This is a genomic window from Singulisphaera photorubra, from assembly GCF_045290345.1.
Lineage (GTDB): Bacteria > Planctomycetota > Planctomycetia > Isosphaerales > Isosphaeraceae > Singulisphaera.
Genome location: NZ_CP155447.1, coordinates 8375317 through 8398878, shown reverse-complemented (window position 1 = coordinate 8398878; position 23562 = coordinate 8375317). Strand labels below are relative to the sequence as shown.

Below are 23562 nucleotides of genomic sequence, written 5' to 3'. Positions count from 1 at the left end.
CCAAGTGGACATGCGATCAAGCAGCCGACTTGCCGAGAAGAATCGACACCTGGTCGATCAGATCACTGACCGAGCGAAAGTGTTTGATATCTTCCATATCGATCTCGATGTGGAATCGGTCTTCGAGCCGCATCGTCACGCCGACGATGTCGATCGAGTCGAGGTCAAGGTCCTCGACCAGGCGCGTGTTCGGCTCGATCGTCAGGGTACGAGTATTCTCTGCCTCGGCGCGGATGGCGTTGGCAACCGAGTCTAGAAGTGTAAGTTCGGCCACGCGTGCTCCTCCTGAGCTAAGGGGCAATCGCACCGGGGTTTCCTGGCTGATCGGGCAGGACGAGTCGTGATCACTTCTTCTCAACGGAACCGCGGGCACGGAATCCTTTCCCACCCGGTCGTCCGACCCGTTGAAGCGATCTGAGCTCCCGCCTCACAGCTCCGGAATCCTCGCCCATCCATGGGATCCGGCGCGCGATGACATCTCGACTTCTTCTGTCTCGTCAGTCCACAGCGGAAACTTGAGTATTTTTTTCGACGGACCTGAAAAGGCCATCCACCCAATCGACCCGCTCAACGACGTCCCTCCTCGGACGGGAGCTCGCCCTCGGGGGGCGGGGTCTGATAAGCCGTGTACTTGTCCGCTCGCCCGTAAACCTGCTCGATGGGATACTTCAGCGCGGCCAGCTCGATTTTTTCCTGGAGCGAGGCGGCCAGGTCAATCTGGCAGACGTCGGCCAGACGGAGCAAGAGCCAGAGGCAGTCCGCGAACTCGTGGGCCAGTTCCCGCTTCTTGGTGAAGTCGCCCAGGAACGCTTGGATCTCGTCATTGTTCCGATAGCGAAAGTGCTCGAGAACCTCGCCCACCTCACAAACGAGCGCCACTCCCAAGTCCTTGGGGTGGTGGAACTGCTCCCAGTTCCGCTCCGTCGAGAACAGACGCACAAGTTCTTTCAGCGTCGCGATCGTCGTTTGCTGATCATTCATGTTACCGTCCAAGGGCGCTGTGTCTCCAGTAAACGTGATCGCCGGATGTTGGCGGTCATTTTACCGCAACCAGCGGCCATCCATCACTTCCCGGCTTGCGGTGGGAAGGGGGTCCAAGCGGGCAGCCGCGTGGAAACCCAACGGCCGAGCCCGCCGTGATGCCCCATCGTGGGACCAACAGGCTTCGACTCTCGCTCGGGGCCGGCCAGCTTGGGCCGGTCGAGCAACGTGTCAAACTGCCGACAGGCCGACCGGGTGAAAAAGAAGGCCGCGACTGCGTAGCTGGCGGTGCCCAAGACGCATGTGAAGGCAAGTTCTGCTCCGTGCTTGCCCCACATGGTCGAAAGTGAAAGGTCGGAGAACGGCCCCATCACGCTCCTTGTGACTGTGCCGCTCACCTCGCCGAACGACACGAGCGAGGCGCATAGCAAGACAGGAATGCATCCGAAGAAAGCGAACGGTTGCCCCGGCCAGAGAGTCAGGGCAGCCAGCATCACACCCGCGTTCAACAGCACCAGGACCCCCGTGACCTTGGCCACGGCACGGAGGGTCTGCTCCGAGCGGAGTGAAATCCAGATTCCCAGCGCGGCGGCAAACCAGGCAATGGCCGCCAGTTCGATCAGGCACGCGACGAAACCGAGCGGATGAACCGATCCGGCCAGCATGCCCACTCCCCAGAGCAACGCCAAGACCACCGCGATATGACGGATCCCCCACATTGCTCCGATGATCTTGGCCCGCACGATTTCCGTTCCCGTCAGTGGCGTTGCGGTCAGGCTGACCCACGTGTCCTTTTCCCGCTCGCCCGCGATACTTGCCGCTGCGTCACTGGCAATCCCAAGCACGGTGATCAGCGTGATCGCGGTCCCCGCAATCCGCAGGTAAAAGTGAAAGAGGGCACGCGCCGAGCCCGACGGGGCCACACCATAGCCGAACTGAAGTAGCTCTCGGAACGCAGGGGCCGCGTAATCGAACGTCGTCCAGACCAGAAGGCATCCGAGCATGAGCGTGGTGAGAAGCCCCAGCGACCCGTAAAAGGCGGGCGTCCTCGAGGCCACGAGCTCTTTCCAGAGCATCGGATCTCGGCCGCACCCTGGTCGTTCAACCACGCGGCGCCGCCTTGGTACGCGGGCGGCGAAAGCCCAGGTTCTCCGTCGGGACGCACCTTGCCGGTTCCGGTACGACCGCCTCAGACAGCAAGTCGCAAGCAATGCGAGCAAGCCTCCATAGACGACCTGAAGGCCGATCATCCAGAGGAGTTGTTCCCGGAAATCGTCGGCCCCTCGAATCGTCCTTCCCACGCTGGCAATCCAGAGTGAGAACGGGCTGCTCGCGCTGATCCAGGCGTTGAGTGGCCCGAACCAGTCGTAGAGCACAAATCCAAGGTGTCCTGCGTCAGGCAGCAAGACGACCGTCGCCCCCGGCAAGATGAGCCACGTCAGGGTCAAGGTCATCGTGAAGTTCAATGCGCCTCGCGCACTCCGCGTCTGTGTCGAACCCAGGATCGACAATGCCCCCAGAAAGAAGGTGGTGGAAAGGATCGCCAGTTCGGCCAGAACCGTCAATCCGAGATCGAGGCCACCGAGCAGGCCGGCCAGAACGAGGATGGGCAGACCCGTCGCCAGAAGCGTGACGATATGAACCAGCCGGGCCGTGAGTTTCCCGAGCACGATCTCCGCGTCTGTCAAATCGCTGCTCAAGAGGTCGTGGAGCGTCTTGCGCTGGTACTCCCCCGCAATTGCCCCGGAAACCAGCGCGGGCGTCAGGAAGATGACCGCCACCCACTGGATCAGGATCAGGCTCGCGAACAGGCCCCTCGCAAGCTCTGAGCCGCGAGCGAACGTGATCGTCGACCCCGCACCGTCAAGGCCCCCTCCATTTCGGTAAACACTCACCACAAGTGCGAGTAAAACCAATCCGTAAAGGGATCGTAACGCAAAGAAACGCGCTCGCCTTGCCGTCACGACGAGCTCTCGTTCGAGGACCGGACCGAGTCTCATAAATCGCTTTTCAACCTGGATTCGATGTCCTTCGAGCCGGGTCGATGCGCGTGCCATCGGCGCCTTGTTCTAAATCTAGGACACGGTTCAACAAACCGAGGGGTCAGCGAACTTAACTCGTGGCGCGGCATACCGGCAAATCATGACGAACGCAAAGCGATCATGCGTTCCCAGGTCCTTATTTCGACGGTTTGATGCGAAGGATCAATGCGCCTGGTCGGCGGAATTGAATCGAGAGGGTGTCTCGAGTCCAGTCAAGAATCGGCGGAATCGGATCGTCGGCGAAGGGCGGATCTTCGGTCGTCAGGGCAACTTCCAGGTTGTCCCAGGACGTAAGCCCGCGCGTGGCACCATGCTCCAAGCGGACCTCGCCCGCTCCGCGCAAGCGCACCACGATGAGCAAGGTCTCACCGTCAGGACTCGAGCGACGAATCAGCAGCAGAGACGCGTTGTCGAGCGGGATCGCGTGCACGTTGTCGCGACGGCTTGGGCGGAGGGCGGGCTCCTGACGGCGAAGCCTGAGTAAGGCGCGGTACAGTCTCAAAATCGAGGCATGGGGAGAATGCTCGGATTCCGACCAGTCGAGCCGGCTGGCCTCAAACGTGGAGACAGCCTGGGGGTCAGGAATTTTCTCGCGTGCCTCGGGATCCACGAACGCCAGAAAATGACGGAATTCGTGGCGGCGACCTTCTGTCACAAGCTTGCCCAGATCCTCTTCGTGGTCCGTAAAGTAGAGAAAGGGCGTCGTCGCGGCCCATTCTTGCCCCATGAATAAGAGAGGGATCGCCGGCATCGTGAGTAACAAAACGCTCGCCGCGCGATACGCCGCCAGGTCGAGATTCGGACTCAACCGATCCCCGAACGCCCGGTTCCCAATCTGGTCATGGTTCTGGAGACAGATCACGAACGAACTTGGGGAGAGCCCTTGCGGATTCGTGCCGCGGGCCTCGCCCAGATGAATCGACTGCTGCCCACGGTAGTACCACCCTTGGTTGATCGTATCGACCAGGTCGACGATCGACCCGCTATAGTCGCGGTAATACCCTTCATGGTCCCCCGCCAGAAAGCGGCGGATCTGGTGGTGAAAATCATCGGCCCAGACGCCATCGAGGCCCCATCCGCCGGCACTTTCCGGTCGCATCATCTTGGCCAGGTTGCGATGATCCTCGGCGATCAGCACGAGGTCTCGTTCGGGAGCCGAGGCACGAACCCTCGACGAGAGCTCGGCCAGAAAATGGCGAGCGCTCCCGTCATGAAGCTCGTGAGTCGCATCGAGCCGAAGTCCATCCATATGGTACTCGTGGACCCAATGCAGGGCGTTCTCGATGAAGAACTCGCGGACCATCCCGCTCTGCTCGCCATCAAGGTTCACACAGGCGGCCCAGGCGCTCTGATGGTTCGTGGAGAGATAACCTGGGCTGTATGCCAAGGTGTAGTTGCCGACGGGTCCGAAGTGGTTGTAAACCACATCCAGGATCACCGCGAGCCCGACACGATGCGCCTCGTTCACCAGGCGGCGGAGGTCTTCGGGTGTCCCGTAGCACCGCGCAGGGGCGAACAGGTCGACGCCGTCGTAGCCCCAGCTTCTCGACCCCGCGAAATCGGCAACCGGCATCAGCTCGATCGCTGTCACCCCCAGTTCGACGAGCCATGGTAGACGGTCGACGACCGCGGCAAAGGTCCCTTCTGGCGAGAAGGTACCGACATGGATCTCGTAAATCACGAGTTCTTCACGCTTCACTCCACGCCACCCGTGATCCGACCACGGAAATGCGTCAGTGTCGACGATCGCCGACGGGGCATGAACTCCCTCGGGCTGGTAACGTGAAGCCGGGTCGGGAAAGGTTCCTTTCTCGTCCAAACGGTAGAGGTACCGATCCCCGGCGGAAGCGGCCGGGATCAGTCCTCCAAAGGTTCCATCGTCCGAACGTTCGAGGGCAACACTCGACTCGCCGCCCTGGGACGAGAGGTGAACCACCTCGACCGAGCGGGCCTCAGGGGCCCAGACGCGAAAACGCGTCCCAGCCCCACCTTCCTCGAGCCAGGCTCCAAGCGTCGGCCGCCACAGCCTGGGACGTTGAGCGCCTCGGCTTCGATTCAATAAAGACATAGAAACCCTTTTCGATCCAAATTCAAGGCTCCGCACGGCCCTGCTGGGGCAAGGCCCATGGAACGGAGCAACGACGACACACGCAAGTCCGCTCTGATCGGTCGCTTGCGACGGAAAGAAACCGGGGAGTTCCCGGGTTCAAGGGGCGAGGCGTTCGACCTTCCAGTCACCGGTTGCGTCCCGGGAATAACGCACGCGATCGTGGAGCCGGCTCGGTCGACCTTGCCAGAATTCCAGCGTGTGGGGCACGATTCGATAGCCTCCCCAATTCGACGGCCGAGGAATCGTCTTCCCGTCGGCGTAGCGGGCGCGAACTTCCTCCATCCGGTCCTCGAACGTGGCGCGTGAGGAAACCACCTCACTCTGAGGCGAGGCCCAGGCGCCGAGTTGCGACTCCAAGGGGCGGCTCTGAAAATAGGCGTCCGACTCTTCGCCACTCACCCGTTCGACACGCCCTTCAATCCGCACCTGACGCTCGAGCGTGGGCCAGAAGAGCACAACCGCGGCATGGGGGTTGGCATCGAGCTCGCGTCCCTTTCGCCCATCGTAGCAGGTATGAAAGGTGAAGCCTCGCGAGTCGACCCCCTTCAACAAGACGATCCGCACGGACGGATGTCCGTCCGGTGTGGCCGTCGCCAGCGACATGGCGTTGGGCTCATACACCTGGGCCGCCAGTGCGGCGTCGAACCATGCGTGAAACTGACGAATCGGATCAGGGTCGATATCCTTCTCGTCCAAGGTGGCTTTCGTATACTCGTTCCGCAGCGGCGACATCGACATGGACCGGGTTCCTCCATCCCGAGGCCGATCGTTCGACCGGTCCTCTTCGCTCCGATTTTACCCTGATTTCCGCCAAATTTCAGGGTTGATCGACGGCCAATTCAAGAGCGGACGAGGCGTCCGTTGCTCCAACGAAGCGATTGGGATCGGCCACGACCTGCCCACTTCCCTTCGATCCCCTGGGGATTGGCATTCGATTTGCACTGCGGATCGTCGGCTCGGTCTGTCATCAATTGAATCCACGTCGATTGAATCCGCCTGACGGAACGACCAGTCGAACACATCTATCAGGATGGAGATGCCGACGGAGTCACCCAGGGTCTGGGTGCGCTCCACAAATCTTTGGTGCGGCGTGAACAGGTAAAAACACGCTCGCCCGAACGGCAAACCCTACTCGCTTAGCTCTGCAAATGAGATGCGTCGGTGGCAAGGTCCAAGGCGACGATTCGTCGGCTGTGGGGCCTGTCTTCCCGCAGACCAGGGTCGCTCGATCCCCATCCGATCGGGTTCAGGCGGACGCACATCGGGTTGCACTGCCGAGAAAATTCTCCTCCTTAATGAGGAAATAACTACAAAGATGGGAAAAAGTACAACCGACGGGAGGCACTGATTTCGGAGCGATTCGACAGCACCAAAATCGTTGTAGCGAACGAAGGCCCTCCAGTGTGAGGGACGGGGGCGGCCCAACAGAGTCGCCGTCGGGCGGATTCCCGACCGTTGAGAGTGTCGCGGGAGGACGGCGACCTATTCCTATCCGAGGTAATTCCGCATGTCAGCAGAACGACCAACAATCGCCTCATGCCCGCATTGCCGGGCGATCCTTCTGCGAACCCAACGCGCCTTGATTCACCCCACGGCGAGCGAGCGCGACGAGATCGAACGCGCGCTCGGTACGTTTTGGTTCGAGCATACGACGACCCGGTTCGACGGCCGGTTCCATCGCTGCCCCGGTCGTGAGCCCATCGTCTTCGCTCCCGAGCACCCGCGGTCAACCGACGAGAGTCGCAACCTCCCCGGCTCCGGCCACTCCGCCTACCGCGGACCGCATCTTGATATCAAAACGTCAAATATCGCCAGACGGTTCCTGCTCATCGCGGCCTTCGTCGCCGGCATCGCGTCGTCTTCGAGCGCCCAGCAAGGCTCGAACACTCCGTACCAAAGGCCCTCGGTCGGCAAAGAGTTCGTGGTCGAATCACATCCGACTCAACGGCCAGCGCGGAGCGGCCGCACGGTCGATCAGAGCGTCCTTCTCACCGGGGGAACGGCCAGGGCAGGGAACGAGCCGGCTCGAGCCACCTTCAACGCGGCTCAAGCCCCACCGAACGGATCCTGGCAGGGGATGGAACTCGCCGACGGGCGCTATCAAATCCTCGATACACTTCGCCAGGCCTCCGCAGGGGTCGTCTATCTGGCCCACGACCGCAATCTCGACGCGGATGTCGTCATCGAAGTGCCGGCGTTCCCCCCCGTTCACAACCACGAATCAAAGGCGCGCTTCATGCGCGCCGTTCGTTCGGGGGCTCGACTGGTCCATCCTCATCTCGTCAGAGTCACCGAAGTGGGGACGCATAACGATGCACCGTTTGTTGTGGCCGAGCATCGCGCGGGGGGAAGCCTGAAGTTTCGGAGGCCGGTCGGTCCCGACGGACGGCCGACTCCCGTGGCCCCACACTCGCTCGAGCAGTGGCTTCCCGACGTGTCGGATGCACTCGATTATCTCCACACCCGAAACCGGCTCTATCGCGAAGTGAGCCTGGCCAACATCCTCTTCGATGAGAATGGCCGCGCGTCTCTTGGTGGACTCGGGATGGCCGAGGCGATCGCGGAGTGGCTCGGTCCCTCGTCGGAAGGCACGGCGGTCTCCCACGCGTGGCTCGCGGGTCCGTCGCCGACCATCGCCCCCGAGATCGTCGCGGGAGGGCCGGCCGACGGACGGGCCGATCAATATGCGTTGGCGGCAACCGTTTACGAACTCCTGAGCGGGCATCCCCCGTTCGAGGGGCAAACCCAGGCCGGGATTTTAGAGAAAGAATCGAGCATCGAACCCCCGGAGCTTTGTCAAATCTGCCCGACCCTCTCCGCGACTCTCTCCTCCGCGGTACAACGAGGGCTCTCGCGAGATCCCCGGCAACGCTTTCCTGATTGCAAGGCGTTCGCTCATTCGGTGGTCTCGGCCGCGCGGGAGCCAGGACTGATTCGGGAGCCCCCCACCGAGCCCGCCAGCGTCACTCGAACCGATCGGTCCCACCAAAGTCGCCCGCTCCTCGGGCTCCCGATCATCAACCGCCAAGGAGCATCCCAGGCCAGTCTGGTCATCCTGGGAACCGTGTGTGGCTTTTTGATCGTCGCCCTCGGACTCAGCCTCAGGCAGAAGCGATCGCGCAGCACGACCGCCAACCAGGCCGTGGGACGACCGATCCCGGAGTCGTTGCCGCTCGCCAACTCGGCCATTATTGACGGGAAATCCCGTTCGCTTTCCGGCGCGACGACCCTCGAAGGAGCAGAAAATCGCCTCCCCGACGTCCGTCGTCACACGACGGAGCTCGCAGGCCGACCACACCTCAATCCGCTCCCCGCATACCTCCCCGCGAAGTCCACCGGACGGGAGCTCGTCCGACTCCCGGATCTCGATCCGTTGATGGACCGCCCCAAATCACGCCTCGCCGATAACCTGCTTCCAGTCACCTCCACCGTCCCGGCCCCCGCGACAACGCTCCCTCAAGTGCTTGGCAAAGGGCCGCTCCCGCCGGCGCGTCGCCGAGCCTCCTGAGGAGGGCGAGCCAAGCCGCCTTCAATTCGAGCGTAGTGGTGTCACGAGCCAGGTCCAACGACTACGATAGCAGGGGGCGCGGCCGAACATTGCCGAGCCGCTGTTTTTGAGGTGAGTCAGGACCCCGCTCATGACGACGCCATCGTATCGGTTTCCCGATGACTTCGTCTGGGGCGCGGCGGCGGCCTCAACACAAGTCGAAGGGGCGGTCAGCGAGGACGGCAAAGGCGAGTCGATCTGGGACCGCTTCGCGTCCACTCCTGGGCACGTCGCCAACGGCGATACACCCGAGACCGCCTGCGACCACTATCACCATTACGAAGCAGACGCCGCCTTGATGTCGGACCTTGCGATTCGCAACTATCGGCTCTCGATCGCATGGCCGCGCATCATTCCCACGGGTGACGGACCGGCCAATCCTCGCGGCCTCGACTTCTACGACCGCCTGATCGACGCCCTGCTCGCGGCCGGAATCACCCCCTGGGTCACCCTCTTCCACTGGGACCTTCCCCAAGCCCTCGAAGACCAGGGCGGCTGGCTCACCCGGTCCACGGCCGAGGCGTTCCGGCCTTACGCCGAGACCGTGGTCAAGCGGCTGGGTGACCGCGTCAAGAACTGGTTCACGCTCAACGAAATCCCTTGCTTCATTGGCAAAGGCTACGCGGAAGGGGAGTTCGCGCCCGGTCGAACCGAGTCCGCGCGTGCGGTCAATCAAGGCTATCATCACGCCCTGCTTGCCCACGGGTACGCCGTCTCCGCCGTACGTGCTCACGGTGGGCCCGGCTCGCGGGTCGGACTCGTCCACAACCACCTGCCGCCGCCGCAAATCCCCGTGATCGAGACCGACGACCACATCGCGGCAGCGCGGGCGGAGTATGAGCGATCGAACGGCCAGCTCATGGGGCCGCTCTTTCGCGGTCGCTACCCCGAGGAGTTTCTCGCGGCGGCAGGAGACGACGCGCCACGAGTGGAAATCGGAGACCTCGACTGGATCGCACAGCCGATGGATTTCCTTGGGCTCAACCTCTACTCCGGCGACTTTGTACGCGCGGGTAAGGACGGACTCCCCGAACGGTTGGCCTTCCCTCGGCAGTTTCCCAAGGGCGACCTTCCCTGGTTGAACCTCACGCCGCAAGTGCTTTACTGGGGAGTTCGTCACGCCGCCGAAGTCTTTGGAGTCCATTCGTTCTACATCACCGAGCATGGCGCGGCACTGGCCGACCTGATCAATCCCGACGGCGAAATCATCGACCTCGACCGTCGTGAAGTGATGCGTAGCTATCTGGTCGAGCTCCACCGAGCGATCCGCGAAGGCTTTGACGTGCGCGGGTATTTCGCCTGGTCCCTTCTCGATAATTTCGAGTGGGCCGAAGGCTACGCCAAGCGATTCGGGATCGTTCATGTCGACTTCGCAACGCAAAAGCGAACCCCCAAGCTGAGCGCTCACTGGTACTCCCAGGTCATCCGGGAAAACCGGCTTCTCTAACCCGATCAATGCCCCGTCATTTGATTGCAAAGCGGGCGAGCACGACCCAACCGGAACTCGGCCTCGGATCGAGGAGATGGAACGCTCACAGCCCATTCGTCGGTCCACCAGGCCCTTGTGTGGACGCCTGCTCTTGCGATACTAACGGTTGGTGCTCGATATCGGGCTAGGCGATCCCCGGTAGCACAGCCGGCCCGGCCGTACTTCCCCCGGTGTCTGACAACATCCCCCTCGGACTCGCACCGACCCTGCTTGATTGATTAACGGCCGGGCCGGCCGTACCCGATCCTTGAAATCAATAAACTTGACGGATGCACCGCACAGGTAGGTGCTTCGGACTCTCCGGCCTCGTGAAACAGGCCTTTCGGGTCGCCAAAACGCGTCCCCCTTTTTTTCTGAAGGAACCGTTCGCATGCGCCCGAACAAGACCCGGCGAGAGTTCCTGGAGACGATGGGGCAGGTCGGCGCGGGGGCGATGCTCGCGGCATCGGCAGGACTCGAAACCACGCGTGGGTACGCCGCGAACGACACAATCGAAGTCGCCTGCATCGGCACGGGCGGGCGATGCCGGACCTTGATGAAGTCGCTCGCCAACGTCCCCAACGTCAGGATCGCCGCGGTCTGCGATATTTACGAGCCTCACCTGGAAGAAGGCCGGAAACTTGCCGATCCCAAGGCCCACATGAGCCGGGCCTATCGCGAGATCCTCGATCGCAAAGACATCGACGCCGTCTTGATCGGCAGCCCCGACCACTGGCATGTGCCGATGACGATCGACGCCTGCAACGCGGGCAAAGACGTCTATGTCGAGAAGCCGCTGACGCACGACCTGGCCGAAGGGGCCGCCGTCATCAAGGCCCAGAACGAGAACCGCAAGATCGTCCAGATCGGCACCCAACAGCGCAGCATGCCCCACATCATGAAGGCCAAGGAACTGGTCGACCAAGGCCGGATCGGTCGGATCATCAAAGTCCACCTGACCTGGAACCGCAACACGCGGAGCCGGATGCAGAAGGGACCGCTCGGCGTCGATCCGAAACAGGTCGACTGGAAGGCGTTTCTCGGCTCGGCTCCCGAGCAGCCGTTCGACGAGTATCGCTTCCGCAACTGGCGCTGGTTCTGGAACTTCGGTGGCGGACTGCTGACCGACCTGATGGTCCACTGGATCGACGTGGCCCACTGGTTCCTCGATCTCGATCACCCGGATCAGGCAACGGCCATTGGCGACCAGCTTGCCAGCAAGGGGGTCTGGGAAACCCCGGATACCATCCAGTGCCTGCTTCACTACCCCAACGAAATTCAGGCCTACTTCGAAGGCACGTTTTCGAACGCGCGCAACGGCGCCATGATCGAATTCATGGGGACCGATGCGACCCTTTACATCGACCGTGGGCGCTACGAGATCCATCCCGAGGGGGGGACAGGAAAATCCGAGGAGCTGATCCTGGGCACCGACCCCCACCGCGGCCGCGATTTCTACGACAAGCCTGACGGTGAACTGCTCCACCTGACCAACTGGATCGATTGCGTTCGAAGCCGGCAACGGCCCCATTGCCCGGCCGAGGCGGGCGTCAGCGCGGCCTCGGCTGCACATCTCGGCAATCGAGCATACCGGAGTGGCCAACTCGCCACCTGGAGCCCAGCCTGAATCCAAGGACGCTTCAAAGCCAGACCCTACCAGACGATTCTCGAGTCGAGAGGAATCGAGGTCGTCCCTCCCGCTCCGGTCTACGGGCCGCGTTGTGAACACTCCGCTCGCCCCGAGCCTGAATCCCTGTGCCGAGGATCAAAACGTTGATGAATGAGCTGTCGCGTCGTGGGTGGTTGTCGACCGTACAGGTTGCGCTCGGAGCCGGACTGACTCTCGGAGCGCAGGGGGGCAGCAAGGCCCTTGCGGCGGATCAACCGTCGGCTTCTCCGTTTGGATTCTGCTTCAACACCAGCACAATCCAGGGGCAGAAGCTCCCCCTACCGGAGGTGGTCGACATCGTCGGGAAGGCGGGCTACCAGGGGATCGAGCCCTGGATCCGTGAACTCGATCAGTACGTGAAGGGGGGCGGCTCGCTCAAAGATCTGGGCAAACGAATCGCCGACCAGGGGTTGAGCGTCGAGGACGCCATCGGCTTCTTCGAGTGGTCCGTTGATGACGACGCGCGACGTCGCAAGGGACTCGAAGAGGCGAAACGAAACATGGAGATGGTCCTCAGCATCGGAGGGCGCAGAATTGCCGCTCCTCCGTTCGGGGCGACCGATCGTTCCGACCTCGACCTCAAGCGGGTTGCCGAGCGCTATCGTGCGCTCCTGGAGCTGGGTGACTCGATCGGCGTCGTGCCCCAGCTTGAGGTTTGGGGTTTCTCCAAGACGCTTGGCCGACTCAGTGAAGTGGCGATGGTGGCCGTTGAGTCCGGGCATCCCAAGGCCTGCATCCTCCCTGACGTCTACCATCTCCACAAAGGGGGTTCGAGCTTCGAGGGCCTGAAGCTGCTCTCGGGGCAGGCCTTCCACCTGTTTCACCTCAACGACTACCCTGACTCTCCTTCGCGCGACACGATCACCGACGCCCATCGCGTCTACCCGGGCGACGGCGTGGCTCCGCTGCGAGCCGTCTTTCAGACTCTGAAAACCGTTGGCTTCCGCGGGATGCTCTCGCTCGAGCTGTTCAACCGCGAGTACTGGAAACTAGATCCCGTACTCGTGGCACGAACCGGCCTGGAAAAAATGCGTGAGGCTGTGCAAGAGGGGCTGGCTTGAACCACCCATCAGTCGTTGACCGGGGCGGAGGAGCCGACGGCCTCCACCCCGGAACTTCGTGACTTGAGCTTCAGGTTTGCCGCACGATAGAGTGGTCATTCTGCCACCGTCCCTGCTGCGTACGAACCTCAATGAAGCGGAGCCCTCCATGGCCGTTCCTCGGATCCTCAGCGTCGGCCAATGCGCGTACGACCACCGAAACCTGACCCGTGCCTTATCAGGCCGACTGAACGCCCAGCTTACGGCCGCCGACACCTTCGACGACGCGCTGAGTGAACTCCGCACCGGTGGCTACGACCTGCTTCTGGTCAATCGAGTCACGGATGTCGATGAGTCGCCCGGTCTTGAGTTGATCCGAGCCGTAAAGGCCGACCCCGACCTGGCAAACACACCCATCATGCTCGTAAGCGATTTCGCCAAGGCCCAGGAGGAGGCCGTTTCCCTCGGCGCTCTGCCCGGGTTCGGCAAGTCCGCGATGAACGACCCGAAAACACTCTCGCGAATCGAAGCCAGCCTGGATCGAACCGATCAGAGCTGAGTCATGCCACGGTCCTTGTGGACGGCTTCCGGCTCAATCGCGGTCCCAGGGCAGGGCAGGGGCCGACTCGCTTTTCTGAGAACGATCCTCGATGAGACAAGGGCTTATGCAGGCGAATCGCGCGACGAATCCTTGGCTGGTCCAGCCAAGGCCCAACCGGCTGGCGGATCTCCGCCTCTTCTGCTTCCCGTTCGCGGGTGGAGGCGCATCGCTCTTTCGACTCTGGCCGGACAGGCTCCCCGCGTGGGTCGAGCTTTGCGCCATGCAGCTTCCAGGCCGCGAGTCCAGACTCCGAGAGCCAACCCACCAGCGGATCGGCTCACTCATCGACGGCCTCGTCGACGCACTCGCCGCCGAACTCGACAAGCCGTTCGCCCTCTTCGGGCACAGCATGGGAGCCCTGGTTGCCTTCGAGCTGGCCCGCGAGCTCCGTCGGCAAAACCTGCCGAGTCCCAGGCTCTTGATCGCCTCCGGACGCTTCGCGCCCCAACTCCGCCCTCGTCGCCCACCAATCCACGCCCTCCCCGAGGTGGCGTTCCGCGAAGAGCTCCGCCTCCTTGATGGGACGCCTCAAGCCCTCCTCGATCACAGCGAGTTGATGGGCCTGTTCTCGCCGATCATCCGCGCTGATCTCGCGGTCAACGAGACCTACGCCTATACCGAAGAGCCGCCATTAGATCTTCCGATCCTCGCCCTGGGGGGGCTCACCGATCCCTGGGTTCATCAGGATGAGCTGGAAGGCTGGCGGCTCCAGACGAGTGACCGATTCGAGCGTCAGCAATTCGCAGGTGGTCATTTTTTCCTCCAGACCGCCACGGCAGAGATGCTGTCGGTGTTGAGCCGGGCCTTGACGACGCTTCAGGGGTTTCCGTCATGATCGATGCTCATCGGATCGAACCGGGCGAACGCGAAGAGCCGGAGTTCGATGAAACCCTTAGCCGCAATGAAGTGCATGTCTGGATGGCATCTCTCGAACAGACCGAGGCCGAGGTCGCGCGTCTGAGGGCCTTGCTTGACGAACCCGAGCGGAAGCGCGCGGATCGCTATTCGTTTGAGAAAGGCAGGCGCCATTTTACAGTCGCGCGTGGCCTGCTCCGAACTCTGCTCGGCCATTACCTACGAATCGAGCCGAAGCACATTCAGTTCACTTACAACACCCACGGCAAGCCGGCCCTGGCCGAGGCCCACGAGCCCGAGCTCGTGCGGTTCAACATCTCTCATTCCGGAGAGATTGCCCTCTTCGGGTTCGCAAGAGAGCGGGAACTGGGCATCGACCTCGAAACGATCCGCCCCGATTTTGCCGCTGACGCAATCGCCGCGAGGTTCTTCGCCCCCGCCGAGCTGGCCTCCATCCGCTCGTTGGCACCCGAAGAGCGAACGCAGGCCTTTTTCACTTGCTGGACCCGCAAGGAAGCGTACATCAAGGCGCAAGGCAAAGGACTTGCACTCTCGCTCGACTCGTTCGAGGTCTCGCTCGCCCCTGGAGCGCCTGCCGCCGTGCTGGTCACACACGACGATCGCGAGGAGGCGGCCCGCTGGTCGCTCCACGAACTTCATCCCGGGCCTGGTTACGTCGGAGCCCTGGCTGTCGCAGGCGAGGGCTGCCGGGTCCGAGTCCGAAACTGGCCAGGCCTTACCCCTTGAAACAATCCGCTCGATTCTCACGATCATTGCCTCGATCATGCGCTTCGGCGACGATCTGACCTGGGAGAGCGCGCACCTCGACATGGTCGAGGTGCGAAAGAGCTGAATCCGAGAATCGCTCGGGGTGATCCTCCGCTTTTATTTTCAACGATCCGCGATAGAGCGAAAGAACCGATGATTCTTGCGGTTTCCGCACCGGTTTGTTTGCAGTAGCACGGCCGGCCCGGCCGTAATTCCCTCGGGGTCGGCGCGAGTCTAAGAAATGGCCCTGGGCCGTAGGGGATACGGCCGGGCCGGCCGTGCTACGGATTCGACCGAGCCGGAAATCCATCGAGATTCTCGTCCAGTCGCGAATCGCTGATTTTAGTGGGGGGGATTCGCCGAGCTGGGCCTCGACTTGAAATGGAGTGTGTTGTGATCCGCGCCATCGCTGCGTTGACCCTCTCGCTGCTCGCCGTCGCCCCTCGGGGGGCTCTGGCCGAGGTCACCATCCCCCCTCGAGAACCATACGCGGAAGCCGCCAAGAAGCTCGAGAGTTGGATCACCTCGGAGATCGATCAGAAGGAGATCCCTGGCCTGTCGATCGCCCTGGTCGACGGCCAGCAAATCGTCTGGGCGCGAGGCTTTGGCTTCGCCGATTCGCGACGCCGCCTTCCCGCATCGGCGGAGACGGTGTATCGGGTCGGCTCGGTCTCCAAGCTCTTCACCGATATCGCGGTGATGCAGCTCGTCGAGCAGGGCATGCTCAACCTCGACACCCCTGTCCAGGAATACCTGCCCGAGTTCGCTCCCAAGCAAACCGCGGGGAAGCCCATCACACTCCGACATCTGATGTCCCATCGATCCGGGCTCGTCCGTGAATCGCCCGTCGGCCATTATTTCGATCCGACCGAGCCCACGCTCGCCGCGTCGGTGAAAAGCCTGAACGAGACAGCGCTGGTTTATGCCCCCGAGTTCAAGACGAAGTACTCCAACGCCGGCATTGCGGTGGTTGGCCGCGTGCTCGAACAAGTGGGCGGCGAACCCTTCGGACCTGCCCTCGAGCGCCGGCTTCTTGGACCGCTCCAACTGGATCGGACCCGATTCTCGCCGACTCCTGATATGAAGGGTTTGCTGGCCAATGGCGTGATGTCGACGTACGACGGCCGATCGTTCGCCGCGCCGACGTTCGCTCTGGGCACCGCGCCGGCCGGAAATCTCTATTCGAACGTCCTCGACCTCGGCCGGTTCCTCAGCGTCCTATTCGCCGAAGGCAAAGGGCCGAACGGGACCACGATTCTGAAGAGCGAAACCCTCCGGCAAATGATCGAGCCCCAATTCTCGAAGTCCGGAGACAAGACGAAATTCGGTTTCGGCTTCGCCCTCGCCGAAATTGATGGCCATCGTCGGATTGGCCACGGTGGAGCGATTTACGGCTTCGCCACCGAAGTGGGTGCGCTCCCCGACGAGAAGCTGGGGGTCGTCGTGATCGCGAACCGAGACTGTGCCAACGCCCTGACGAAACGCGTGGCCGACACCGCTTTGCGGCTGATGCTCGCCGTGCGTGAAAGCAAGCCGCTGGCGACGATTGACTCCAGCTCCCCCGTATCCTCGGAACGTGCCCTCAGCCTGGAAGGACAATACGGCAGCGGCGACAAAGGTGTCGACCTGCTCGCCCGCAACGGCAAGCTCTACCTGACCCGTCGAGAAGGGGGGGCGCGTGCCCAACTGCGTCAGGCGGGAGATCAACTCATCGTCGACGACCTGCTCGAGTATGGGTCCAACGTCCAGCAGAAGGGGGATCAGCTCATCGTCGACGGAACCGCCCTGACTCGCCTGGCGGTAACCAAGCCCGAGCCTTCGCCCGACCGCTGGGCCGGACTGATCGGCGAATATGGCTGGGATCACAACGTCCTCTACATCTATGAAAAGGACGGCAAGCTTCACGCCCTGATCGAATGGTTCTTCTCGTATCCTCTCGAAGAGGTCTCCCCCGACCACTTTCGGTTCCCTGCCCGTGGGCTCTACGACGGTGAAAGCCTGACGTTCCGTCGGGACGAGAAGGGCCGAGCCAAGGAAGTTGTGGCGGCCGAAGTCCACTTCCTGCGCCGGCCCATCGACGGCGAGGATGGCGCCACCTTCCGAATCCAGCCCCTCCGACCGGTCGCCGAACTGCGAGCCGAGGCACTCTTCGCGAAGCCACCGCGCGAGCCCGGTAAGTTCCGGACGCCGGAGCTGGTCGATATCACCACGATCGAGCCGACGATCAAGCTCGACATTCGCTACGCATCCACGAACAACTTCATGGGAACTCCCCTCTATTCCTCGGCACGCGCCTTCATGCAGCGGCCGGTCGCCGAGGCCCTCCAAAAGATCCACCAAGCTCTCAAGCCGCAAGGCTACGGCATCCTGATCCACGACTCATATCGCCCCTGGTACGTCACCAAGATGTTCTGGGACGCGACGCCCGGCCCCAGCAAGATCTTCGTCGCCAACCCCGCCAAGGGCTCGAGGCACAATCGAGGGTCCGCGATCGACCTGACCCTTTATGACCTCGCCACGGGAAAGCCGGTGCCGATGGTCGGCGGCTACGACGAATTCTCCCAGCGTTCCTATCCCGATTATCCGGGCGGCACTTCCCTACAGCGCTGGCATCGCGAGTTGCTCCGCCACGCGATGGAAAAGGAAGCATTTACCGTCAACGTCAACGAATGGTGGCACTTCGACCACAAGGATTGGAGCACCTACCCGATCCTGAACATCCCGTTCGAGGAAATCGAGCGATAGAGCACGCCGGCTCCAAACGGGGCGACCGTCAAGCGGCGAGGGCCGGCTTGACTGGTCGCCCCTCGGCCAACAAAAACAATCGCATAACCAACATTTCACTTCAATCCGTCGCGAGCAGCGCCAGAGCAACCCAACCGGTCGTCGAGAGGCGTTGTGCGTAGCTCTCCCCGCCGGTGGGACGAGTGGTTTCGGTCCAGCTCCCGTCCTCAACCTGATTGGCGACCAGATATCGCCGTCCCCCCTGAATGAAGGAGGTGACCTCCTTGGAGGGAACCGGCCATCGGCTCAGGGCGAGCAGAGTGATCGCGGTATCGAACGCCTCGGGCGGGGAGTTCGGAAACGGTCCCCATCCTCCATCCGACGACTGGCCCTTTCGAATCAGAGAGAGACAGCGTCCGCGCAGCTCGGACGAAACCTCGTTTGGGTTCAATCCGATCAGAATCGCCGCGGCGTCCAGGGAATTCTGCACCGGTCGGGCTTGAAGCCAACGCTCTGCATGGCGGATCGGGCCTGAGTACCGTCTGGCCTCGGCAATGAGCAAGGTCCGTCTGGCGAGAGCGGTCGCGAGCGGTGCGCCGTAGGTGGCGGGCGAACCGATCAAGGCGACTTCATCAATGCTCCAGGACCCGTCGGCCGCTTGATCTTCCACGAGCCGATCCGCGGCCCTCAGGAGAATGGATCGATCCGTAATGGCGTTGGCGTCCACGGCCGCCGCCAGTGCGTTGGCGAACTGGAGCCGCGCGAGACGCTTGTCGCTGAACGCGGCGTCGACTCCATTCTTATCCCAGCGTTCCGGGCGTGAGAGAAACGCGATCGTCTCACGGAGTGCGTCCTCGGGCAGGGCCACGCCCGCCTTTTTCGCGGCGAGCAAGGCACGCGCGGCGTCGCCGTTGTTATGGCAGGAGAAGCAATGATTCTCCCGGGACCACAGGGGCACTTCCCTCGCCAGGAAATTCAAGACGCGGCGTTCGGCGGGCGCGACTCCAAAGTCATCGGCCGCTCGAACGACCACGATCCCATCGAAGCATGAAGTCGCGAGCACGAGCCAGACGATGCCTTTCGTCGCACTCCCTCGCAAACCAACAGCGCGGGCGAATCGTCGAGGCATCCGTCACTCCACTCACTCGCCCAAGGCCGACCGCGGCAACCTTGCGATCCCAGGTTCAGGCAATAATGCTGTGAACCACCTCGCCATGCACGTCCGTCAGTCGGAAGTCGCGGCCGCTATAACGGTAGGTGAGCCGTTCGTGGTCCATCCCGAGGAGGTGAAGGATCGTGGCATGGAGGTCATGAACGTGGACCTTGTCTTCGATGGCCACGAAGCCGAGCTCGTCGGTCGCCCCGTGAACATGGCCCCCTTTGACTCCGCCACCGGCCAGCCACATGGTAAAGCCAAGGCTATGGTGGTCGCGCCCTTTGGAACCTTCGGAGGTGGGAGTCCGACCGAACTCTCCCCCCCAGACGACGAGCGTGTCGTCGAGCAAGCCCCGCGATTTCAGATCGATCAACAGGGCGGCGATCGGCTTGTCGCTCTTGGCGGCGTGATTGCGGTGGTTGAGGATGTCGGCGTGGTCGTCCCAGGGCTGGCCGTTCCCGTAGTAGACCTGGCTGATCCGCACGCCCCGTTCGGCGAGCCGACGTGCGATCAGGCAAGCGTCGGCAAATTCACCTTTGCCGTACAAGTCGCGCGTCGCGGCCGATTCCTGGCTGATGTCGAACGCGTCCTGGGCCTCGAACTGCATCCGGAAGGCCATTTCCAGCGACTCGATCCGTGCTTCGAGCTGCGGGTCGCGTCCGCGCCCTTCGAGATGCTCGCCGTTCATCTTCGCCAGCAGGTCGAGCTGGCTGCGCTGGGCGGACCGGGTGAGGCTGCGGTTCCTGACGTTCGGGATCACGGCCTTGGGGTCGAGGGACGCGTTATTGATGTGCGTCCCCTGGAAGATCCCGGGCAAGAAGCTGTTGCTCCAGAGTTGCGGGCCCACGACCGGCTTACCGGGACAGAGGACAACGAAGCCGGGGAGGTTCTGGTTCTCCGTCCCCAGGCCATAGGTCAGCCACGAGCCCATGCTCGGCCGGGTCGGCTGAATCTGCCCGGAGTTCATCATCAAGAGGGCGGGTTCATGGTTGGGCACGTCGGTGCGCATCGACCGGATCACGCAGATGTTGTCGATCTGCTTGCCCACCTCGGGGTAAAGCTCGCTGACCTCGATTCCGCTCTGCCCATATTTCTGGAACGAGAAGGGGGACCCCATCAAGGTTCCGCCCCCCTTTCGACCCGTCTTGAGTCCTCGATTCGCCGGCTTATCGCCATGGAACTTGGTTAATTGGGGCTTGGGGTCGAACGTATCCACGTGCGACGGGCCGCCGTTCATGAACAGAAAGATGACCCGCTTCGCCTTCGGCGCGAAGTGCGGCAATCGGGGCGCCAGCGGATTGGCCGTCGGCTCGTCGGCCAGAACACGGCTCAAGACATTCTCTTCGCCCGCCAGGACGCTCGCCAGGCCGAGGGCGCCGAAGCCCCCTCCCATCTTCCGAAGCATATCCCGGCGCGAGAAAGACGGATCGAACCCCTGGTTTTGCATGACCATGTCTCCGTCGCCTTGTGAGCCCGTTCCGTTCCGGCCGCGTGAGAATCCCCCTTGTGCGGATTCTCTCACATCAATCCACGAAGGTAAATTCGTTCGTTCCGAGGAGGACCTGGGCGTATTCCTCCCACTTCGAGAGCGCGCCCCCGGCTTGCCCCTGGGGCGTCGCGTCATCGCCGCCCAGGAAGTCCATGGCCCACTGCACTTCCCGATCACTCGCCGGACGAGCGTAGAGGACCAGGAACGCCTGCTTGATCCGATCGGCGAGCGACGCGTTCGAGGCCGCTTGCAGACGCGCGGCCAGGGCCTTCGCCTGGCGCTCCATGAAGTCGCTGTTGAGCACAAAGAGTTGCTGGAGCGGGACCGCGGTCACGGTCCGCTTGTCGCTGGTGATATTCGGGTCAGGGAAGTCGAACAGCCGGAGCAGACCATCAAGGCTATGTCGGCTGATCGAGGCGTAGAACGTCCTGCGTTTGTTGGCGGAGGAGGTCAACGCGATCGAGGGGCCGCCGATCGTGGGGTCCAGGGTTCCGGAGACCGCGAGCATCGAGTCGCGCCAGGCTTCGACCTCGAGGCGGCGACGATTCATCTTCCAGAGCAGGCGGTTGTCCGGATCGACCTCGTTGTTCCGCTCGTCGAACTGACCGCTCAGTTGATAGGTCGCCGAACCCATGATCTCGCGATGCAAGGCTTTCATCGACCATCCCAACGCAATGAACCGGCTCGCGAGATGATCGAGCAATTCAGGATGGGTGGGCCGCTCCCCCATATGGCCGAAGTTGCTGGGCGTACCGACCAGGCCACGGCCGAAGTGGTGTTCCCAGATCCGGTTGACCATTACCCGAGCCGTCAACGGGTTGGCCGGGCTGGCAATCGCCTTCGCCAGTTCGAGCCGGCCACTTCCCTCGTGGAATGGCGTGGGGCTCCCCGGACTCAGGATCGAAAGGAAGCGCCGAGGCACGTTGTCGCCGGGAGTCTCGGGGTTCCCTCGAAGAAAGAGCTTCATGTCCGCGATGCTCGTCCCCTCCGCCAGCGAGTGCAACACGGCATACTTCGCCGGTGCCTCTTTCTTCAGACGGTTGAGCTCGGACTTGAGCGTCTTCAAGGCCAGCTTGGCATCGGCGGACAGCAACCCATCTACCTTGTCTTTGGGAATGGCGAAGAGCCCGTCGCGCGAGGCGATCTCGTTGAAAACCTGCGATTCGACACCCGCGGGCGAAGCCCCCGCCCCAGCCGGCTTGGCTTCGAGGCCGATCGCCTTCGAGGCGTTCTGTTGTGCCTCGACCGCCTTCCGCACCGCGACGATCGATTGAAGATAGGTCTCGAACTGACGAGCCGCCTCGGTGACTTGAGCCACTGCGGCTGTGTCCGCCGAGAGGTCGATCGTCTTGTCCTGAGCCTCGACGAGCTTGTGCCAGTGTGCGAGGTAAGGACGCTCGACCGCCTGCTCCGGCCAGAGGTACTTCACCCAGCGGTCGAGGAAGAATGGTTCCAGTTGTTCCGACTTGGCCACCTCGGAGCTTCGGATCTTCGGGTCCGCCGTCCGTCGATTCACAAGCTTCCAGGAGGCGACCATGTATCGTGCGGTCTGCGAGACAAGCGCGTCGCTCGACCGCGCGGATTCGGTCCGTTGGAACGCGGCGATCTCTTCGGTCTTGGCCTTGATCGCCGCCTGAGCCTGGTCGTAGCGAGCGACGACGTCGGCAGACGCCTGGGGATACTCTTTGTATTGAGTGCTCGCGAAGATCCCGGCCAGCGCGTAATAGTCGCGTTGGGGGATCGGGTCGAACTTGTGGTCGTGACAGCGGGCACACGCGACCGTCAAGCCGAGGAAGCCTCGACTGAGCGTATCGACGCGGTCATCGAGTTCGTCGTAGACCGCTTTCCCGTAATAAACCGGACCGAGTGCGAAGAAGCCCAAGGCCTTGAGCTGCTCGTCACGATGGGGTCCGTCGAGTAAGTCGCCGGCAATCTGCTCCATGACGAATCGGTCGTAAGGCTTGTCATCGTTCAGCGACTTGACGACCCAATCGCGATACTGGAAACCACTGGGATAGAGCCGGGCTTCGAAGGTGTGGGCTTGGTCCTCACCATACCGCGCAACGTCGAGCCAGTGTCGTCCCCAGCGCTCGCCGTAATGGGGGGAGGCCAGCAGTCGGTCGACCACCCGAGCGAACGCCTCGGGCGATTCGTCCCGTAAGAAGGCCTCGACCTCCGCTACGGTCGGCGGCAGGCCGATCAGGTCAAACGTCGCCCGCCGGATCAAGGTCCGCTTATCGGCGGGCGCAACCGGCTTCAACCCGGCCGAATCGAGCTTGTTGAGCACGAAATCATCGATCGACGACCGTGCCCAGCTCGAATCCTTGACGGGAGGAGTCGGTGGCGACGTGATGGGACGAAACGACCAGAATGCCCGGTCCTGCTCGGAAATGACCGCAGCCGTGGCGACAGTTGGCGCTTCGGCCGCCGACTCCGACCTGGTTTCGGGCCAGAGCGCCCCAGCTTTGACCCACTTCGTCAGGGCGAATATTTCCGACTCTTTCAACTTCCCCTTCGGAGGCATCTGAAGATCGTCACCATAGCGAATGGCTTCGACCAGCCGGCTCTGCTCCGGATCCCCAGGAGCGATGGCCGGCCCCGAGTCTCCCCCTTGCATCATCAAAGTCCGCGAATCGAGGCGGAGCCCCCCCTTTTGCTTGTCGGGGCCGTGGCAGCCCACGCATTTAGTCGCGAGGACAGGGCGAACATTCTTCTCGAAGTCCTCGACCTGGGCGGGGTCGAGCTTCGCCTCCTCGGCACCTTGAGCGGACGCCGTACGGAGAAGTCCTCCGATCAGAACCCACGAGAGGATAAGCGTGTTCCGGCTCACGGGAAAGTACCTCCGGGCGCCAGTCTGTACCGAGGACTTCAATTACGGGCGGGGCAGAAGCGGGCAGGGGGTGAATTGCGTCTTCGTATTTTTTGAGAGACGCTCACCTTGGGATTCGGCGATCCTCAGCACTTTCTATACCTGATGCCAACCTGATTTGCCAATAAATTGTTCAACAGCCAAACAGGATATTCCCCAAACAGGTTGGGGCGGCCGGATTACTGAGGAACGGCCGGGCCGGCAGTGGGACTCTCGGGGCCTACGGATTGATCCTCAGGAGCG

At 62.4% G+C, this 23562-nt stretch carries 16 protein-coding genes; 8 read left to right on the top strand and 8 right to left on the bottom strand.

Going from position 1 to position 23562, the window contains the following annotated elements; genetic code table 11:
• Nucleotides 1-16: 16 nt before the first annotated feature.
• The 5 genes from V5E97_RS31600 to pdxH all read right to left on the bottom strand — a co-directional run bounded on the left by V5E97_RS31600 (nucleotide 17) and on the right by pdxH (nucleotide 5871).
• Entirely contained in the window at nucleotides 17-274 is a 258-nt protein-coding gene (locus V5E97_RS31600; RefSeq protein ID WP_406695531.1) for an acyl carrier protein, read from the bottom strand.
• Between the two features lie 293 nt (nucleotides 275-567).
• Entirely contained in the window at nucleotides 568-981 is a 414-nt protein-coding gene (locus V5E97_RS31595; RefSeq protein WP_406695530.1) for a nucleotide pyrophosphohydrolase, read from the bottom strand.
• Between the two features lie 83 nt (nucleotides 982-1064).
• A complete protein-coding gene (locus V5E97_RS31590) occupies nucleotides 1065-3038 on the bottom strand; it encodes an ABC transporter permease (RefSeq protein ID WP_406695529.1) in 1974 nt (657 codons plus the stop codon).
• Between the two features lie 121 nt (nucleotides 3039-3159).
• Nucleotides 3160-5091, bottom strand: a complete 1932-nt coding sequence (gene treZ, locus V5E97_RS31585) for a malto-oligosyltrehalose trehalohydrolase (protein WP_406695528.1) — start codon at nucleotides 5089-5091, stop codon at nucleotides 3160-3162.
• Between the two features lie 138 nt (nucleotides 5092-5229).
• On the bottom strand, nucleotides 5230-5871 hold the full coding sequence (gene pdxH / locus V5E97_RS31580; RefSeq protein WP_406695527.1) for a pyridoxamine 5'-phosphate oxidase: 642 nt from the start codon (nucleotides 5869-5871) through the stop codon (nucleotides 5230-5232).
• Between the two features lie 769 nt (nucleotides 5872-6640).
• On the opposite strand from pdxH, the gene V5E97_RS31575 reads away from it, so the two are divergent.
• The 8 genes from V5E97_RS31575 to V5E97_RS31540 all read left to right on the top strand — a co-directional run bounded on the left by V5E97_RS31575 (nucleotide 6641) and on the right by V5E97_RS31540 (nucleotide 17826).
• Entirely contained in the window at nucleotides 6641-8641 is a 2001-nt protein-coding gene (locus tag V5E97_RS31575; RefSeq protein WP_406695526.1) for a serine/threonine-protein kinase, read from the top strand.
• Between the two features lie 130 nt (nucleotides 8642-8771).
• Complete coding sequence (locus V5E97_RS31570; RefSeq protein WP_406695525.1) at nucleotides 8772-10127, top strand: GH1 family beta-glucosidase; 1356 nt, start codon at nucleotides 8772-8774, stop codon at nucleotides 10125-10127.
• 412 nt (nucleotides 10128-10539) lie between these two features.
• A complete protein-coding gene (locus V5E97_RS31565; protein WP_406695524.1) occupies nucleotides 10540-11775 on the top strand; it encodes a Gfo/Idh/MocA family protein in 1236 nt (411 codons plus the stop codon).
• Between the two features lie 149 nt (nucleotides 11776-11924).
• Nucleotides 11925-12878: a sugar phosphate isomerase/epimerase family protein gene (locus tag V5E97_RS31560; RefSeq protein WP_406695523.1), complete on the top strand. Its 954-nt coding sequence runs from the start codon at nucleotides 11925-11927 to the stop codon at nucleotides 12876-12878.
• A gap of 148 nt (nucleotides 12879-13026) precedes the next feature.
• A complete protein-coding gene (locus tag V5E97_RS31555) occupies nucleotides 13027-13416 on the top strand; it encodes a hypothetical protein (protein WP_406695522.1) in 390 nt (129 codons plus the stop codon).
• Between the two features lie 91 nt (nucleotides 13417-13507).
• The gene (locus V5E97_RS31550; RefSeq protein ID WP_406695521.1) at nucleotides 13508-14293 is read left to right on the top strand and encodes a thioesterase II family protein; all 786 of its coding nucleotides are present in this window, start codon (nucleotides 13508-13510) and stop codon (nucleotides 14291-14293) included.
• Entirely contained in the window at nucleotides 14290-15060 is a 771-nt protein-coding gene (locus V5E97_RS31545) for a 4'-phosphopantetheinyl transferase family protein (protein WP_406695520.1), read from the top strand. Before V5E97_RS31550 ends, V5E97_RS31545 begins: the two co-directional genes overlap by 4 nt.
• Before the next feature lie 414 nt (nucleotides 15061-15474).
• Nucleotides 15475-17826 (top strand): serine hydrolase, encoded by a 2352-nt coding sequence (locus tag V5E97_RS31540; protein WP_406695519.1) that lies wholly within the window; start codon nucleotides 15475-15477, stop codon nucleotides 17824-17826.
• A 100-nt stretch (nucleotides 17827-17926) separates the two neighbouring features.
• On the opposite strand, the gene V5E97_RS31535 is transcribed toward V5E97_RS31540, so the two are convergent.
• The 3 genes from V5E97_RS31535 to V5E97_RS31525 form a co-directional block, all read right to left on the bottom strand.
• On the bottom strand, nucleotides 17927-18934 hold the full coding sequence (locus V5E97_RS31535) for a prenyltransferase/squalene oxidase repeat-containing protein (protein WP_406695518.1): 1008 nt from the start codon (nucleotides 18932-18934) through the stop codon (nucleotides 17927-17929).
• A gap of 55 nt (nucleotides 18935-18989) precedes the next feature.
• Nucleotides 18990-20408: a DUF1501 domain-containing protein gene (locus tag V5E97_RS31530; RefSeq protein WP_406695517.1), complete on the bottom strand. Its 1419-nt coding sequence runs from the start codon at nucleotides 20406-20408 to the stop codon at nucleotides 18990-18992.
• Nucleotides 20409-20484: 76 nt separating this feature from the next.
• A complete protein-coding gene (locus V5E97_RS31525; protein WP_406695516.1) occupies nucleotides 20485-23280 on the bottom strand; it encodes a PSD1 and planctomycete cytochrome C domain-containing protein in 2796 nt (931 codons plus the stop codon).
• Nucleotides 23281-23562 lie beyond the last annotated feature (282 nt).